At 73.5% G+C, this 18,797-nt stretch carries 2 protein-coding genes; both read right to left on the bottom strand.

Annotated elements, in window-relative coordinates; genetic code table 11:
• Nucleotides 1-3: 3 nt before the first annotated feature.
• Entirely contained in the window at nucleotides 4-1,863 is a 1,860-nt protein-coding gene (locus tag ACFWA9_RS22315; RefSeq protein ID WP_380389181.1) for a BTAD domain-containing putative transcriptional regulator, read from the bottom strand.
• Between the two features lie 365 nt (nucleotides 1,864-2,228).
• The gene (locus tag ACFWA9_RS22310; RefSeq protein ID WP_380389207.1) at nucleotides 2,229-18,794 is read right to left on the bottom strand and encodes an amino acid adenylation domain-containing protein; all 16,566 of its coding nucleotides are present in this window, start codon (nucleotides 18,792-18,794) and stop codon (nucleotides 2,229-2,231) included.
• Nucleotides 18,795-18,797: the final 3 nt, after the last annotated feature.

Genomic DNA, 18,797 nt, shown 5'->3' with positions numbered 1-18,797 from the left:
CCGTCAGCCGGCCAGCAGCTGCGGGGTCCGGGACCGCGGCGCCCCGCGCTGGCTCGGCACACCGCCCGCGCCCGGCGCCGACACCAGCAGCACCACCAGCTCGTGCAGCCGGTACCCGCCCCGCTCGGAGCCGCCCGCGCCGGCCGCCTCCAGCAGCCGGATGTCCACCAGCTCCTCCAGCACCTGCTCCGCCGTCGCCTGCGGCAGCCCCAGCTCCCAGGCGGCCGCCTCGGCGGGGAAGACGCCCGTCCCGAAGGGCGCGAGCCTGGTCAGCACCTGCCGGCCGCGCAGGCTGACCTCGCGCAGCGAGCGCCGGATCGTCTCGCGCACCCGCAGCTCGCCGAAGCTCAGCTCGTCCAGCCGGGTGCTCTGGTCGGCCAGCCGCCCGGCCAGCCGGGACAGCGGCCAGTGCGGCCGGGCCGCCAGCCGCACCCCGGCGATCCGCACGGCCAGCGGCAGGCCCGCGCAGCTGTCCACGATCGCCCGGGCCGACAGCGGGTCGGCGGCGACCCGCTCCGGCCCGACCAGCGCGGCCAGCAGCTCCATCGACTCCCCGTCGTCGAAGACCGGCAGCGCCAGGGTGTCCCGCCCCGAGGCGGCCAGCAGGTGCCGGCGGCTGGTGACGATCACCGCCGACTCGGGCCCGTTCGGCAGCAGCGGGGCGATCTGCGCGTTGCTCACCGCGTTGTCCAGCACCACCAGCAGGCGCGCCCCGGCGCAGTGCGTGCGGTACAGCCGGATCAGCTCCAGCAGTCCCCGGTCGGGATCGGCGGACTCGACGCCGAGGGCGTGCAGGAAGGAGGTCAGCACGGTCTCCGGGGAGCGCGAGGTGCCGTCCTGGTCGGTCAGGTCGGCGTAGAGCTGACCGTCCGGGAAGCGGTCCCGCAGGCCGTGCGCCCGGTGGACGGCGAGCGCCGACTTGCCGACCCCGGCCATCCCGGTGATCAGCGCGCGCCGGGGGCCGGCACCGGCCGCGTCCGACGCCACCAACCGCTCCAGCTGGGCCAGCTCCGCCCGGCGGCCGGTGAAGTCCGCGACGTCCGGCGGCAGCATGGCCGGCGCCGGCCGCCCGGCGGCGGGCAGGCCGAGCCGCACCGGGCCCGACGGCGCCGGGCCGGCGGCCGGCAGACCCAGGGTGCCCTCCAGGACCGCCTGGTGGACGCCGGTCAGGGTGGCCCCCGGGTCGATCCCCAGCTCCTCGGCCAGGATCCGGCGCCCGGCGTGGAAGACCGCGAGGGCGTCCGACTGCCGGTCGCACCGGTACAGCGCGGTCATCAGCTGGGCCCTCAGCCGCTCCCGGGTCGGGTGCTCGGTGGCCAGCGCGGTCAGCTCCGGCACCAGGCGCTGGTGCCGGCCGAGCGCGAGCTCCACCTCGACCAGGTCCTCCTGCGCGGCCAGCCGCAGCTCCTCCAGCCGGGGCCGCTCGGCGTCCGCCAGGAACTCGGTCACGTTGCCGAGCACCGTGCCGCGGTAGCGGGACACCGCCGCCCGCAGGTCGTCGGCGGCCTGCGCCAGGTTCCCCCGGGTCAGCGCGTCACGACCGCGACGGGCCAGCCGCTCGAACGTCGTCAGGTCCAACTTGGCCTCATGCGCGACCAGTTGGTACCCACGCGGGCGGCGGACCAGCTCGACGTGCGGCCCCAGGCGCTTCCGCAGCCGGGAGACGTAGGTGTAGATCTGCGCGGTCATCGTGGTCGGCGGGTCCCAGGCCCACAGCATGTCGCTCAGGTGCGTGTCGGAGACGGTCTGGCCGTTCGCCAGCAGCAGGCTGGCGAGCACCGTCTGCGCCTTGACGCCCGGCAGTTCGATGTGGAGGCCCTGGTCGTCGAGGACCTCGACTGGGCCTAGGACGCGCAGTTCCATGATTCCCCCTGTGCTGTGCCGAATTCGTGCGGACGGCCGCGTCCGCGGCGACCCGCGATCCGGCGCGCCGACACCGGCCGGCGGCCCCCCTCTGGATTCTGGGCCGGTCGGGGGGCCCAGTCAGCGGTCCGGCGACGTCAGGACGCTGCACTGGCACGATGTGGTCATGCCCGGGAGGGCGGGCCCGGGGCGATTCGGGGTAGGCCCGGGGGCCGGTCCGGGGCGGTCCGGGGCTTCGGCAACCCGCGTCGGACCGGGGCTCCGGCCACGGCCGCCGCACACGGACCGGCCCCCGCCCGCCCCGCGCGCGGCGGGGGGGACGGGGGCCGGCGGCCGGGCCCTCAGCGGCTGGGCCCAGCCGGGGCTCAGCCCAGCCGCGACTCCGCCTCGGTGGCCTCGTCGATCGCCTGCTGCCAGAGGTGGGCCAGCCGGTTCTGGCCGGTCCACACCGTGGCGAGCAGGTGCTTGACCAGCTCGCGCCCGGTGACCGCGTTGGACAGCAGCACCACGCCGGTGCCGGAGTGCACCCGCAGGCCGGTCATCGCCTGGAACCCGACGGCCTGACCCCCGTGCCCGAACTCCAGGTCGCCGCTGGTGTCGTCGACGATGGTGCTCCAGCCGTAGGAGCGGCCGGACTGCGGGGCGAGCATCCGCCGGACCAGCTCGGCGCCCACCAGGCCGCCGGAGTGCCCCAGGTGGCAGCGCCGCACCTCGACGGCCAGCCTGGCCAGATCGGCCGCGGTGGTCCACAGGCCGCCGGCCGCCAGCTCGGGGTTGAGCACGTACCCGCCGGACACCGGGGTGCCGTCGGCGTGGTGGCCGCGCGCGTACGGCCGGCCCAGCTCGTCCGGGACGGACACCCCGAAGCCACTGCCCGTCATCCCCAGCGGCGCCAGTACCAGCCGGTGCACCAGGGCCGGGAACTCCTCGCCGGTGGCGTCCGCCATGGCCTGTTGGAGCACCGAGTAGTTCAGCGGGATCTGCCGGAAGGTGGCGCCGGGCTCGTCCAGCAGCCGGGCCGGCGGGGTGATCGCCGGCGGGCGGCCGTTCAGCACGTCGAGCACCGTGGGCACCGGGTCGTGGCGGTGGTAGTTCCCGTCGACGTCCGGATGGGGGGCGATGCCGGACAGGTTGGCGATCAGCAGCCGGGGCGTCACCGGGGTCGACACCCCGGGCAGCGCGGGGACCTGCCAGGAGGTGAGGTACTCGTTGACGTCGCGGTCCAGCTCGATCACGCCCGCCTCGACCAGGCGCAACAGGGCGAACGTGGTCACGTGCTTGGAGATCGAACCGGCCGGGAACAGCGTCTCGGCGGTCACCGGTGCGGGGTCCTCCACCCCGAGCACGCCGAACTGCTCGACCGCCGCCAGCTCGCCGTTGCGGATCAGCGCCAGCGAGGCACCCGGGATGCCGTGCCGCGCCATCACCTCGGCCACCCCGGCGACACCCGCCGGGGCCGCCGCGGACCGGCCGCGCGGGGCGGCCGCCGGCCGGTCACCGGCCTGGTCCAGCAGCTCCGCCACGCAGCGCAGCTGCTCGGCGGCGAGGCGCTGGACGGTGGCCGGCTCGTGGACGGCGGTGTTGTACGTCCAGTGCAGGTACAGCCGGCCGTCGTAGACCTCGGCCGCGATGTCGAGCAGGTGGGTCGACGGCGCGTCCGGGGCCGCCCGCAGCTCGATCCGGCCCGGGACGAACACCAGCGGCGGCTCGCCGTCCCGCTCGGCACCGGTGAGCGGCGGCGCGGCGGCCGACGGCGCGGCCGGGGTGAAGCCGAACCGGACCTCGCCGGTCGGCAGCTCCGCCAGCTCGGCCGCCAGCTCGGCGTCCGGGGCCAGGTAGCGGAGCAGGCCGTAGCCGTGCGCGGGCGCCGGCACCGACCGCAGCCGGCGCGCGACCGCGGTGTGCACGGCGGACAGCTCACGCCCCTTCGGGATCCGCAGCACCACCGGGTGCAGGTCCGCCAGCGGGCCGACGGTGTTCGCCAACTCGGATGCCAGCGCCTGCTGGTGGCGCGGATCGGTGACGACGTCGAGCAGGATCCGGTCGCCGCCGGCCCACTGCGCCAGGGTCTGGCCGAGGGCGGTCAGCAACGGCTGCTCGGGGCGCGGACCGGCCAGCAGCGCGGCCGTCCGCTCGGCGGGCAGCACGACCGTGACGGTCTCCTCGGTGGCCCGGCACGGCGCCTGGTCCCCGACCCGGTCCACCGGCAGCGACACGGCCTCGGCCCGGTCGAGCCAGTACTCCGCCTGCTCGGCCACCCGCTCGGAGTGCGCCTGCTCGCCCAGCTCCTGCGCCCAGGCCCGCCACGGCACCTCGACCGGGGCCGTCAGCACCGGAGCACCCGCCGCCGACTGCGCGTAGGCCGCGTTCAGATCGGCGAGCACGATCGGCCAGGAGGCGGCGTCCGCAGCGAGCTGGTGGATCGTCAGCCACAGCTCGTGACGCTTCTCGTCGTCGAAGCGGACCAGCGTGGCGCGGAGCATCGCCCCCTCGGACGGGACCAGCCCGGCCCGGTCCCGGGCGAGCGCACCGTCGAGCTGGCCGGCACGGTCGGCGGGCGCCACGGTACCGAGATCGAGCACCGTGAGCAGGGCCGTCCCGGCGGGCGCCGGGGCCGGCTCCGCCGACCGGCCGTCGGCGGAGATCCGCAGCCGCAGAGCCTCGTGGCGGGCCACCAGCGCGCCGAGCGCGGCGGCGAGCACCGCTGCGTCGGGCACCCGCCCGAGCGCCAGCCGGACCGTCCGGGCGCCACCGTCGGCCGAGGCCAGCAAACGGTGCTGACTGGGGGTCAGCGGCACGTCCTCCCCGGCCGGACCGGCCGGCTCGGCGTCGATCATGCCCGCCACCTCGGCCAGGCTCTTGGCCTGGAGCATCATCCACAGCGCCAGCGGCACGCCAGCCTCCCGGCACTTGGCCAGCACCTGCACGGCGCGGATGGAGTCGCCGCCGAGGTCGAAGAAGCTGTCGTGGATGCCGATGCGGGGGAGGTCGAGGACCTCGGCCCAGATGGTGGCGAGGCGTTCTTCGAGGGGGGTGCGGGGGGCGGTGTAGTGGGTGGTGGTGAGGGTGTCGAGGTCGGGGGCGGGGAGGGCGCGGGTGTCGATCTTGCCGTTGGGGGTGAGGGGGATGGTGTCGATGGTGAGGTAGGTGGTCGGGATCATGTAGTCGGGGAGTTTGTCGGCGAGGTGGGTGCGCAGTGCCGCGGTGTCGATGGCGGTGTCGATGGTGGTGTCGGTGATGAGGTAGGCGGTGAGGCGCTTGTTACCGGGGCTGGGTTCGCGGACGGTGACGACGGTGTCGGTGATGTGGGGGTGTTCGCGCAGGCGGGCTTCGATTTCGCCGAGTTCGATGCGGTAGCCGCGGATCTTGACCTGGTTGTCGATGCGGCCGAGGGTTTCGAGGGTGCCGTCGGGGAGGAAGCGGGCGAGGTCGCCGGTGCGGTAGAGGCGGGTGCCGGCGGGTCCGTGGGGGTTGGGGAGGAAGCGTTCGGCGGTGAGGTCGGGGCGGTGGTGGTAGCCGCGGGAGATGCCGGTGCCGTCGATGTAGATCTCGCCGGGGACGCCGACGGGGACGGGGTGGAGGTGCTCGTCGAGGACGTGCATGCCGGTGTTGGGGAAGGGCGCGCCGAGGGGGACGGCTTCGAGGGTGAGGGTGGTGTCGACGGGGCAGCCGGAGTTGCCGATGGTGATCTCGGTGGGTCCGTACTCGGTGGCGAGGCGGGTGCCGTGGGGGCCGGCGAGGTCCTGCCAGCGCTGGGCGAGGGTGAGGGGGAAGTTGTCGCCGGCGGCGATGACGATGCCGGCGAGGTCGCGTGCCTGGGTGGGGGTGAGTTGGTGGGTGAGGAGGTCGAGGTGGCCGGGGGTGAGCTTGACGAAGGAGAACGGTCCGGCTTCCACCAGTGCCGCGCCCAGGCTCGCGGTGTCGAGGCTGTCGGGGAGGAGGGTGAGGGGCTGGCCGGTGAGGAGGGGGGTGAAGAGGTTGGGGATGCCGAGGTCGAACGCGATGGAGGAGAAGAGGGGTGCGCCGCCGGTTGCGGCACTGGCGTAGAGGTGGGTGGTGTGGTGCAGGTAGTTGGCGAGGCCGTGGTGGTGGACGAGGACGCCCTTGGGGCGGCCGGTGGAGCCTGAGGTGTAGATGGCGTAGGCGAGGTTCTGGCCGTCCAGGGTGCGCTGGGGTGTGGTGGTGGGGCGGCGGTCGATGCGGCGGTGGTCGCGTTCGAGGACGACGAGGGTGGCGTCGTAGACGGGGGTGAGGGTGGCGGTGAGGGCGCCGGAGGTGATCACGATCGGGGTGGCGGTGTCGGTGAGGACGTAGGCGAGGCGGTCGGCGGGCCAGGACGGGTCGAGGGGGAGGTAGGCGGCGCCGGCCTTCCAGACGCCGAGGAGGGTGGGGACGAGGTCGGGGCCGCGCTCCAGGCAGACGCCGACGAGGACGTCCGGTCCGGCGCCGAGGGTGAGCAGGTGGTGGGCGATGCGGTTGGCGCGTTCGTCGACCTCGCGGTAGGTGAGGCGGACGTCCCCGGCGATGACGGCGACCGCGTCCGGAGTCGCGGCGGCCTGGGCTTCGATCAGGTCGACGGTCAGACCCGCCGGCCAGTCGACCGGGTCGCCTGCGGCCCAGGTCGTGAGCTGGGTGCGCTCGGTCTCGGGCAGGTGGGAGAGGGTCGCGTCGCCGTTGGGGTCGGCGGCCATCGCCTCCAGCACCAGCCGGTAACGCTCACCCAACAGGGCCAGCCGCGACCGGTCGACGGCCGCACTGGTACCGGCCAGCGTCAGATGGTCGCGCCGGGCCAGCACGTTGAGGGCGAACTCGTTGGCGCCGTCGCCCATCGACCCGTCCAGGTCGACGGAGTTCTCGTCCACGACGTGGAAGTCCAGGTACTCGAAGAGGATCGAGACCAGGTCGCCGGAGCTGCCGGCGGCGCGCTGGACGGCGGGCAGCGGGTAGCGGCGGTGCGACCAGATCTCGGTCTCCGTCGCGTAGGTCCGCTCGACCAGTTCGCGCCAGGTCTTCGCGCCCCGAGTGGTCGGGAACGGAAGGGTGTTGAGGTGCATACCGAGCACCCGGTCCGCGCCGGGCGCCTCCAGGCGGCCGTGGTAGACGACGCCGGTGTGGAAGGCGTCCTCGGCGGTGAGGCTGCCCATCACCTTGAGGTGCGCGGCCAGCAGCACGCTCTTCAGCGACGTCCTCGCCTCGGTGGCGAGACGACGCAGACCGTCCTCCAGGTCGCCGTAGTGGACGATCCGGCCGACGGGCGTACCCGGGGTCGCCGGATCCGCCCAGCTGCCGGGGAGGGCGAGTGGGCTGTGGGTGTCGACCAGGTGCTGCCAGAAGGCCTGGGTCTGCGGGTCGGAGAGCGCGGTCTGCTCGGCGGCGATGTAGTCGGCGTAGCGGACGGCGGGAGCCTCGTGGACCGCCGGTTCGCGGCCGTCGCGCAGCGCTCGGTAGACCTCCAGGAGCTCCATCAGCAGCGAGTTGAGCGTCCAGCCGTCGGTCACGGTGTGGCTGTGGCTGGTGGTCACCCGCCAGGCCTGGTCGGACTCGATGTGCACGGCGATCCGCAGCAGCGGGGCGGCTGCCAGGTCGAAGCCCGCCGCATGCTCCTGCTCGACATAGGCGGTCGTGCGCTCCGCCACCTCGGCCTCGGTCAGACCACGCAGATCGTGCACGGTGAGCGGGACCTCGGCGGTGGCGTGCACCGACTGCAGCGGCTGGGAGAAGTCCGCGAGGTGCAGCGAGGTGCGCAGGATCTCGTGCCGGGCGGTGACCAGGTCGAGCGCGCCGCGCAACGCGGCGGCGTCGAAGGGCGCGGTGTCCGGGATCCGGAAGGAGTTCAGGTTGTGGTAGAGCCCGCGGTCGCCCGAACCCAGCAGTTCGACGAGCATGCCGGTCTGGACCTGGGAGAGCGGGTAGGCGTCGACGACATCGGCCGGGAGGGCCGTGCGGTCGTCCGCGCTGATGAGGGCGAAGGGCTGGACGGCGGTGATCAGGGACTCGCCGGTGCCGTCACCGACCGCGATGGCCATGGCAGCGATGGTGCGCTGCTGGAAGACGTCCGGGATGGTGATGTCGTAGCCGGCGGCGCGGAGGGCGCCGACGAGTCGGACGGCGCGGATGGAGTCGCCGCCGAGGTCGAAGAAGCTGTCCTCGACACCGACCCGCGGCAGGCCCAGGACCTCGGCCCACACGGCCGCCAGGCGCTCCTCGACCGGAGTACGCGGGGCGGTGTAGCCGCCGGTGGCGAACGCGTCCAGGTCGGGGGCGGGGAGGGCGCGGTGGTCGACCTTGCCGCTGTTGCTCAGCGGGACGGCGTCGATCGTCACGAACGCGCCCGGGACCATGTACTCGGGCAGCTGCCGGCCCAGTTCGCGCCGTACGGCGGCGATGTCCGGCGCGCTGCCGTCCTCGGTCACCAGGTAGGCGACGAGGGCCTCGTCGTGGACGGTCACGACGGCCTGGCGGACCTGCTCCAGCCCGCTCAGGACCGTCTCGATCTCACCCAGCTCGATACGGTAACCACGGACCTTGACCTGGCTGTCGATCCGGCCCAGGCACTCCAGACTGCCGTCCGCCAGGACCCGTGCCAGGTCACCCGTCGCGTACAGCCGCGAACCCGCCGCCCCGTACGGATTCGGCAGGAACCTCTCCGCCGTCAGGTCCGCCCGCCCGTGGTAGCCCCGGGCCACCCCGTCACCGTCGATGAACAACTGACCCGTCACCCCCGACGGAAGCAACCGCAGCCCCTCGTCCAGCACGTACAGGCCGGTGTTGGCCAACGGGTGGCCGATGCTCACCGCCCCCACACCCGTAGGCACCTCCCAGAAGCTCGACCAGATCGTCGTCTCCGTCGGACCGTAGACGTTGACCACCCGCCGCGTGACCGCCGACAGGGCGGACGCCAGGTGCCCGGGCAACGGCTCGCCACCCGTCAGCGCGGTAACCGAACGCTCCTCGAACCCCGCCTCCAGCAGCAGCCGCCACGCCGACGGCGTCGCCTGCACATGACTCACCCCATGCGCCCCGACCAGAGCGACCAGCGCCGCCGGATCCTTCACCTCATGGTCCCGCGCCAGCACCACCCGGCCACCCGTGACCAGCGGCAGATGCAGCTCCAGACCCGAGATGTCGAACGACACCGACGTCGAGGCCAGCCACACCGAACCATCCGGCACACCCAGGTCGTCCCGCACCGACGCCAGCAGGTTGTGCAGCGCACCGTGCCCGATCATCACGCCCTTCGGACGCCCCGTCGAACCACTCGTGTACAGCACATACGCCAACTGCTCCGGAACCACCGCGCCCGAAGCGGGCAACGGCGGGACCTCATCGAGCATCACCGTGTCCAGGTCGATCCTCGTCCCGGCGAACTCCACCGCCTGACCGCTCACGGTGACCAGCACCGCCGCACCCGAGTCCGCCAGCATGTAGTCGATCCGCTCACCCGGCAGCGCCGGATCGATCGGCAGATACGCCCCACCCGCCAGCCACACGCCGTGCAGCAGCGGCACCAGATCCGCCTCACGCGGCAGGCACACACCCACCACGCTCTCCGGACCGACACCCGCCGCCCGCAACAGCGCACCGAACCGCGCAGCCCGCTCAGCCACCTGCCCGTACGTCAGCTCCACATCACCGACCACCACCGCGACCGCGTCCGGCGACTCCACGACCCGGGCCGCGAACGCCTCCGGCGCACTGACCGTCGACCACACCACCTCACGCCCCGGCGCGGACAACACCGCCACCTCGGCCCCGGCCAACGGCACCACACGCGCGTCACCCTCCGGATCCGCCGCCATCGCCTCCAACACCGACCGGTACAACCCACCCAACCGCTCCAGGCTCGCCTGGCTGAGCACCCCGGCCGAGACGTGGAAGTTCACGCTGCCGCGGGTCGGGATGACGTTGAGCGCGAACTCGTTGATGCCGTCGCTGACTCCGCCGTCCACGTCGACCGCTTCGGTGTCGACCTGGTGGAAGTCGAGGAACTCGAACAGCACCGTGAGCAGGTCGCGGGTGTTCCCGGCGGCGCGCTGGATGGCGGGCAGCGGGTAGCGGCGGTGGGACCAGATGGCGGTCTCCGTCGCGTACGTCCGCTCGACCAGCTCACGCCAGGTCCTCGCACCCCGACTGGCCGGGAACGGCAGGGTGTTGAGGTGCATACCCAGCACCCGGTCCGCGCCCGGCGCCTCCAGACGGCCGTGGTAGACCACACCGGTGTGGAAGGCCTCGTCCGGGGTGAGGGCGGACAGCACCTTGAGGTGCGCCGCGAGCAGCACGCTCTTGAGCGAGGTCTTCGCCCGGGCGGCCAGCGCCCGCAGGCCGTCCTCCAGGTCCGCGAACGGCACCTGGAGGTGCCGGCGGGTCGCCTCGCCCGCCTCGGCGGCCCAGCCGGCCGGGAGCGCCAGCGGCGTGTGCTCCTCGACGATCTGCTGCCAGAAGGCCTGGGTGGCCGGGTCGGCCAGCGCGGTCTGCTCGGCGGCGATGAAGTCCGCGTACCGCACCGCCGGCTGCTCGTAGGCGTCCGGCGCGCCCGCGTCGCGCAGCGCGCGGTAGCAGTCGAGCACCTCCATCAGCAGCGAGTTGTAGCTCCAGCCCTCCGAAATGGCGTGGTTGTAGGTGAAGTTGAGCCGCCAGGAGTCCTCGGACTCGACGAGCGCCGAGACCCGCAGCAGCGGCGCGACAGTGAGGTCGAAGGTCCGGGACTGCTCGCGCCTCAGGAACTCGCCCTTGAGCCGGGCCCGTTCGGCCTGGTCGAGGCCGCGCAGGTCCTCCAGGACCACCGGGTAGTCGGCGGTGGCGTGCACGATCTGCAGCGGCTCGTCGAAGCCCTCCAGGTGCATCGAGGTGCGCAGGATGTCGTGGCGGGCCGCCACGGTGTCCACGGCGCCCTGCAGCGACTCCAGCGAGAAGGGCTGTCCGTCCCGGATCAGGAAGGAGTTGACGTTGTGGTACAGGCTGCGCTGCTTCCCGGGGGCGGTCGCGAGCAGCTCGACGAGCATGCCGGTCTGCACCTGGGAGAGCGGGTAGGCGTCGACGGCGTCGGCGGGCAGCAGGGCCCGGTCACCGTCGCCGATCAGCGCGAACGGCCGGACCGCGGTGATCAGCGACTCGCCGCCGGTCCCGACCGTGGCGGCCAGCGCGGCGACGGTGCGGTGCTCGAAGACCGCGGGGACGGTGATGTCGAAGCCCGCCGCGCGCAGCGCGCCGACCAGCCGGACGACCCGCATCGAGTCACCGCCGAGGTCGAAGAAGCTGCTCCGCACGCCCACCTGCGACAGGCCGAGGACGTCGGCCCAGATGGCGGCGATCCGCTCCTCGGCGGGGGTGCGCGGGCCGACGTACTCCGAGGCGTCGAAGGCTTCGGCGTCGGGGGCGGGCAGCGCACGCACGTCGACCTTGCTGCTGCTGGTCAGCGGGATCCGGTCGAGCAGGACGTACCCGGCCGGGACCATGTACTCCGGCAGGCTCTCGCCGAGCCGGGCGCGCAGCCCGGTCAGGTCGAGCGGCCCGGCGGCCACCAGGTAGGCGATCAGGCGCTTGACCCCCGGGGCCGGCTCATGGACGGTCACCACGGCGTCGCGGATGTCCGGGTGGGCGGTCAGCGCGGACTCGATCTCGCCGAGCTCGACGCGGTGGCCGCGGATCTTGACCTGGCTGTCGATCCGGCCGAGGGAGTCGAGGCTGCCGTCGGGCAGGCGGCGGGCGAGGTCGCCGGTGACGTAGAGGCGGGCTCCGGGCGGGCCGAACGGGTCGGGGACGAAGCGCTCGGCGGTGAGTGCGGGGCGGTCGAGGTAGCCGCGGGCCACGCCGGGGCCGCCGACGTGGATCTCGCCGGGAACGCCGGTGGGTACCAGGCGGCCGGCCGCGTCGAGCAGGTGGATGGTGAGGTCGCCGACCGGGCGCCCGATGACGCTGCGGCGCGGGTCGGCGAGGTCCTCGGCGCCGACCCGGTGGTAGGCGCAGTGCATGGTGGTCTCGGTCGGGCCGTACAGGTTGACCGGCTCGGGGTGGTCCAGGCCCATCCGGGCGATCCAGGGCTGGAGTTCGGCGGCCTCCAGTCGCTCACCGCCGAAGGCGACCAGGCGCAGGGCCAGCCGGTCGAGCCGCGGGTCGCCGTCCTTGGCGGCCGCCGCGAGCGCGGAGAACGCGGAGGGCGTCTGCAGCAGGACGGTGACCTGCTGCTCGACCATGAGGTCCAGGAAGTCGTGCGGCGAGCGGGCGACCGCCGAGGGGACGAGGACGAGTCGGCCGCCGTGCAGCAGGGCGGCCCACATCTCCCAGACGGAGACGTCGAAGCTGTAGGCGTGCGACTGGGTGACCACGTCGCCCGGCTGGAAGCCGAACTGCCCCCGGGTGGCCGCGAAGTGGCGGGCGACGTTGGCGTGGGTGAGGCTGACGCCCTTGGGCAGGCCGGTGGAGCCCGAGGTGTAGATGACGTAGATCTGGTTGTCCGGACGCACGCCGGTCACGGGTGCGGTCGCCGGGCAGGCGTTGATCTCGTCCGCGTGGACGTCGACGAACACACGGGCCCCGGTGAACTCCAGCTCGTCGAGGGCGGAGTGGGTGACGAGCAGGTCGGCCTTGGCGTCGGCGAGCATGTAGGCGAGGCGGTCGGCGGGGTTGGCCGGGTCGAGCGGCAGGTAGGCGGCGCCGGACTTCAGGATGCCCAGCAGGGCCGGGATGAGGTCGGGGCCGCGTTCCAGGGAGAGGCCGACGATCCGCTCGGGGCCGGCGCCGAGGGCGATGAGGTGGTGGGCGATGCGGTTGGCCCGCTCGTCCAGCTCCGCATAGGTGAGGCTCTGATCGCCGCTGGTCAGCGCGATGGCGTCCGGGGTGCGGGCGGCCTGGGCGGCGAACAGCTCGTGGACGCAGTCCTCGACCGGCTGCTCGACGGTGGTGTTCCAGGTGTCGAGCAGTCGGGAGAGTTCGTCGGCCGGGAGGTGGGCGGCGCGGGCGTCGCCGTCGGCGTCGGCGGCCATCGCCTCCAGTACCGACCGGTACATGGCGCCCAGCCGCTCCAGGTTGGCCGCGGTGAAGTACTCCGTCGAGCCGCTCAGGTTGAAGTACCCGTTCGAGGGGATCGCGTTGAGCGCGAACTCGGTGCCGCCGTCGTTGATCCCGCCGTCCACGTCGACGGTGTCGGTGTCGACCTGGTGGAAGTCGTGGTGGTCGAAGAGGACGGTGATCAGGTCACGGGTGTTGTCGGCGGCGCGCTGGATGGCGGGCAGCGGGTAGCGGCGGTGGGACCAGATGGCACTCTCGGTCGCGTACGTCCGCTCGACCAGCTCACGCCAGGTCCTCGCGCCCCGGGTGGCCGGGAAGGGCAGGGTGTTGAGGTGCATGCCGAGCACCCGGTCGGCGCCCGGTGCCTCCAGCCGGCCGTGGTAGACCACGCCGGTGTGGAAGGCCTGCTCGGAGGTGAGGCTGCCCAGCACCTTGAGGTGCGCGGCCAGCAGCACGCTCTTGATCGACGTCCTCGCCTCGGCGGCCAGCGCCCGCAGGCCGTCCTCCAGGTCCGCGAACGGCACCTGGTGGCTCACCTGCCCGCCGCGCTCGCCGCCCCACCCGGCCGGCAGCGCGAGCGGGCTGTGCTCGTCGACGATCCGCTGCCAGAAGGCCTGGTCGACCGGGTCGGCGAGGGAGGCCTGTTCGGCGGCGATGTAGTCCGCGTAACGGACGGCGGGCTCCTCGTGCACCGCCGGCTCACGGCCCTCGGACAGCGCCCGGTAGACGTCCAGGAGCTCCATCAGCAGCGAGTTGAGCGTCCAGCCGTCGGTCACGGTGTGGCTGTGGCTGAAGGTCAGGCGCCAGGCCCGGTCGGACTCGATGTGCGCGGCGAAGCGCAGCAGCGGGGCGGCCGTCAGGTCGAAGCCGGCCGCGCGCTCCTCCCGCAGGTAGGTGTCCGCCCGGTCCTGTGCCTGCTCGGCGGTGAGGCCGCGCAGGTCGTGCACGGCGAGCGGGAAGGTGACGGCGGCGTGCACCAGCTGGAGCGGCCGGGAGAAGTCCGCGAGGTGCAGCGAGGTGCGCAGGATCTCGTGCCGGGCGGCGACCAGGTCGAGCGCGCCGCGCAGCGCGGCGGCGTCGAAGGGCACGGCGTCGGGGATCCGGAAGGAGTTCAGGTTGTGGTAGAGCCCGCGGTCGCCGGAGGTCATCAGCTCGACCAGCATGCCGGTCTGGATCTGCGAGAGCGGGTAGGCGTCGACGACGTCGGCGGGCAGGGCCGCGCGGTCCTCCTCCGCGATCAGCGCGAACGGCTCGACGGCGGTGATCAGCGACGCGCCGCCGTCGCCGACCGTGGCGGCCAGGGCGGCGACGGTGCGGTGGTCGAAGACGTCGCGGATGCTCACGTCGTAGCCGGCCGCGCGCAGCGCGCCGACCAGGCGGACGGCGCGGATGGAGTCGCCGCCGAGGTCGAAGAAGCTGTCCTCGACGCCCACCTCGGACAGGCCGAGCACCTCGGCCCAGACCGCCGCCAGGCGCTCCTCGACGGGGGTGCGCGGGGCGGTGTAGCCGCCGGTGCTGAAGGCGTCCAGGTCCGGCGCGGGCAGCGCGCGGCGGTCGAGCTTGCCGCTGTTGCTGAGCGGGAGGGCGTCCAGGGCGACGAACGCGGCCGGGACCATGTACTCGGGCAGGGTGACGGCCAGCGCCGCGCGCAGCGCCGCCGTGTCGGCGCCCGCCCCGGCGGTCCCGGTGACGACGTAGCCGACCAGGGACTTCTCCCCCGCCGCGTTCTCGCGCACGGTGACCACGGCCTGGCGCACCCCGGCGCAGGCGGCCAGTGCGGCCTCGATCTCGCCCAGCTCGACGCGGTAGCCGCGGATCTTGATCTGGCCGTCGATCCGGCCGAGGAAGTCGATGGCGCCGTCGGGCAGGCGCAGGACGAGGTCGCCGGTGCGGTAGAGGCGGGAGCCGGGCGCGCCGAAGGGGTCGGGGACGAACCGCTCGGCGGTCAGCCCGGGGCGGTCGAGGTAGCCGCGGGCCAGGCCCGGGCCGCCGATGTGCATCTCACCGGGCACGCCGACCGGCACCGGGTGGCCGGCGGTGTCCAGGAGGTGGATGCTCAGGTCCCCCAGCGCATGGCCGATGTTGCTGCGGTGGGAGGTGGCCACCTCGTCGGCGGTGATCACGTGGTGGGTCGCGTACACGGTGATCTCGGTGGGGCCGTACATGTTGACCAGGGCCGGGCGCTCGGTGCCCTTGCGGGCCGCCCAGGAGCGGAGTTCGGCCATGTCGAGGCGCTCACCGGCGAAGATGACGGTGCGCAGGGCGAGTCGGTCCACCCGCGGGTCGTCCTGCTCGGCCAGGCCGGACAGCGCGCGGAAGGCGGACGGCGTCTGGCACAGCACGCTGACCCGCTCGCGGACCAGCAGGTCGATCAGATCGTGCGGGGAGCGGCTCACGGTGGGCGGGACGACGACGAGGCGGGCGCCGTGCAGCAGGGCGCCCCACATCTCCCAGACGGAGACGTCGAAGGCGTAGGAGTGGAACAGCGCCCACACGTCGTCCGCCGAGAAGGCCAGCTGCTCGCGGGTCGTGGTGAACAGGCGCGCGACGTTGGCGTGGGTGAGGCTGACGCCCTTGGGCAGGCCGGTGGAGCCCGAGGTGTAGATGACGTAGATCAGATTGTCCGGGCGCACGTCCGTGACCGGCGCGGTGGCCGGACGGGCCGCGATCTCGGCGGCGTGGGCGTCGACGAACACACGGGTGCCCGTGAACTCCAGCTCGTCCAGGGCGGAGTGGGTGACGAGCAGGTCGGCCTTGGCGTCGGCCAGCATGTAGGCGAGGCGGTCGGCCGGGTTGGAGGGGTCCAGCGGCAGGTAGGCGGCGCCGGACTTCAGGACGCCGAGCAGGGTGGGGACGAGGTCGGGGCCGCGCTCCAGGCTGACGCCGACCACGGTGTCGGGACGGGCTCCGAGGGCGGTGAGGTGCCGGGCGATGCGGTTGGCCCGCTCGTCCAGCTCGGCGTAGGTGAGGTGGGACGAGCCGCTGGTCAGGGCGACGGCGTCCGGGGTGCGGGCGGCCCGGGCGGCGAACAGCTCGTGGAGGCAGGCGTCCACGGGCAGTTCGGTGCGCCGCTGCCAGTCGGCGAGCAGCCGGCGGTCGGTCTCGGGCAGCGGGACGGCGAGGGCGTCACCGTCCGGATCGGCGGCCATCGACTCCAGGACCAGCCGGTAGAGGGCGGCCAGCCGCTCCAGGTTCGCGCTGCCGAGGGCGCCGGCTCCGGCGGCGAGGCCGAGTCGTCCGTTGCCGGCGATGGCCATCAGGGCGAACTCGTTGCCGCCCCCGTCCAGGCCGCCGTCGATGCCGATGCCGCCGGCGGCCTTCCCGCTGTCGACCTGGTGGAAGTCCTGGTAGTCGAAGAGGGTCGACAGCAGGCCGGAGCCGCCGGCGGCGCGCTGGACGGCGGGCAGCGGGTAGCGGCGGTGGGACCAGATGGCGGTCTCGGTGGCGTAGGTCCGCTCGACCAGCTCGCGCCAGGTGCGGGCACCGCGGGTGGTCGGGAAGGGCAGGGTGTTGAGGTGCATGCCGAGCACCCGGTCGGCGCCCGGCGCCTCCAGGCGGCCGTGGTAGACCACGCCGGTGTGGAAGGCCTCGTCCGGGGTGAGGGCGGACAGCACCTTGAGGTGCGCGGCCAGCAGCACGCTCTTGAGCGAGGTCTTCGCCCGGCCGGCGAGGACGCGCAGTCCGTCCTCCAGGTCGGTGTAGTCGACGGTCCGGTCGACCGGGGCCCGCCCCGCCTGGTCCGCCCAGCTGCCGGGCAGCACCAGCGGGCTGTGCTCGTCGACGACCTGCTGCCAGAAGGCCTGGTCGGCCGGGTCGGCGAGGGAGGCCTGTTCGGCGGCGATGTAGTCGGCGTAGCGGACGGCGGGCGCCTCGTGGACCGCCGGTTCCCGGCCCTCGCAGAGCGCCTGGTAGACGCCCAGGAGCTCCATCAGCAGCGAGTTGAGCGTCCAGCCGTCGGTCACGGTGTGGCTGTGGCTGAAGGTCAGGTGCCAGGCCCGGTCGGACTCGATGTGCGCGGCGATCCGCAGCAGCGGGGCGGCGGTCAGGTCGAAGCCGGCCGCGCGCTCCTGCCGCACGTACTCGCGTGCCCGGTCCTGCGCCTGGTCGGCGGTGAGGCCGCGCAGGTCGACGGTGGTGAGCGGGATCCGCGCCGAGGCGTGCACGAGCTGCAGCGGCTGCGCGTACCCGGACAGCGCGATCGAGGTGCGCAGGATTTCGTGACGCTCCGTCAGGATGTCGACGGCGCGGCGCAGCTCCTCCGCCGCGTAGCCGATGCTCTCGGCGATCCGGAAGGAGTTGAGGTTGTGGTAGAGCGTCGAGTCCTGGGCCGCCGCCAGTTCGACCAGCATGCCGGTCTGCGCCTGGGAGAGCGGGTAGGCGTCGACGACGTCGGCCGGGAGGGCCGTGCGGTCGTCCGCGCCGATGAGGGCGAAGGGCTGGACGGCGGTGATCAGGGAGTGGCCGGTGCCGTCACCGATCCGGGCCGCGAGAGCGGCGATGGTGCGCTGCTGGAAGACGTCCGGGATGGTGATGTCGTAGCCGGCGGCGCGGAGGGCTCCGACCAGGCGGACGGCGCGGATGGAGTCGCCGCCGAGGTCGAAGAAGCTGTCCTCGACACCGACCCGCGGCAGGCCCAGGACCTCGGCCCAGACCGCCGCCAGGCGCTCCTCGACCGGAGTACGCGGGGCGGTGTAGCCGCCGGTGGCGAACGCGTCCAGGTCGGGGGCGGGGAGCGCGCGGTGGTCGACCTTGCCGCTGTTGCTCAGCGGGACGGCGTCGATCGCCACGAACGCGCCCGGGACCATGTACTCGGGCAGGGTTTCGGCGAGGCGGGCCCGCAGCTCCCCCGCGTCCACCCGGCCGCCGACGGGCACGACATACGCGACGAGGGCCTCGTCGTGGACGGTCACGACGGCCTGGCGGACCTGCTCCAACCCGCTCAGGACCGTCTCGATCTCACCCAGCTCGATACGGTAACCACGGACCTTGACCTGGCTGTCGATCCGGCCCAGGCACTCCAGACTGCCGTCCGCCAGGAACCGGGCCAGGTCACCCGTCGCGTACAGCCGCGAACCCGCCGCCCCGTACGGGTTCGGCAGGAACTTCTCCGCCGTGAGGTCCGCCCGGCCGTGGTAGCCCCGGGCCACCCCGTGACCGTCGATGAACAGCTGGCCGGTCACTCCGGGGGGCAGCTGCCGCAGTCGCTCGTCCAGCACGTACAGGCCGGTGTTGGCCAGCGGGTGGCCGACGGCGATGGTCTCCGGCTCCTCGGGGACGTCCCAGAAGCTCGACCAGATGGTGGTCTCGGTCGGACCGTAGACGTTGACCACCCGCTGGGTGGTCTCGATCAGCCGGGTCGCGAGGTGCGCCGGGAGGGGCTCGCCGCCGGTCAGGGCGGTGACCGTCCAGTCGTCGAAGCCGGCCTCCAGCAGCAGTCGCCACGCCGACGGCGTGGCCTGCACATGGGTCACCCGGTGGGCCCCGATCAGGGCGATCAGTGCCGCCGGGTCCTTCGCCTCGTGGTCCCGTGCCAGCACCACCCGGCCACCCGTGATCAACGGCAGGTGCAGCTCCAGACCCGAGATGTCGAAGGACACCGAGGTCGAGGCCAGCCACACCGTACGGCCCTGGGCCCCCAGGTCGTCCCGGATCGAGGCGAGCAGGTTGTGCAGCGCACCGTGCCCGATCATCACGCCCTTCGGACGCCCCGTCGAACCACTCGTGTACAGCACGTACGCCAACTGCTCCGGATCCGTCACCGCGCCCGAAGCGGGCAACGGCGGGACCTCATCAGGCACCACCGTGTCCAGGTCGATCCTGGTCCCGGCGAAGTCCACCGACCGGCCGCTCACGGTGACCAGCACCGCCGCGCCCGAGTCCGCCAGCATGTAGTCGATCCGCTCACCCGGCAGCGCCGGATCGATCGG

Origin of the sequence: Kitasatospora sp. NPDC059973, from assembly GCF_042737525.1 — a bacterium.
GTDB lineage: Bacteria > Actinomycetota > Actinomycetes > Streptomycetales > Streptomycetaceae > Kitasatospora.
This window is presented reverse-complemented; position numbering and strand designations above follow the sequence as displayed.

Excerpts from the sequence above, each read along its gene's own strand:
- ACFWA9_RS22315 (WP_380389181.1), bottom strand. The coding sequence starts at position 1,863 with ATGGAACTGCGCGTCCTAGGCCCAGTCGAGGTCCTCGACGACCAGGGC.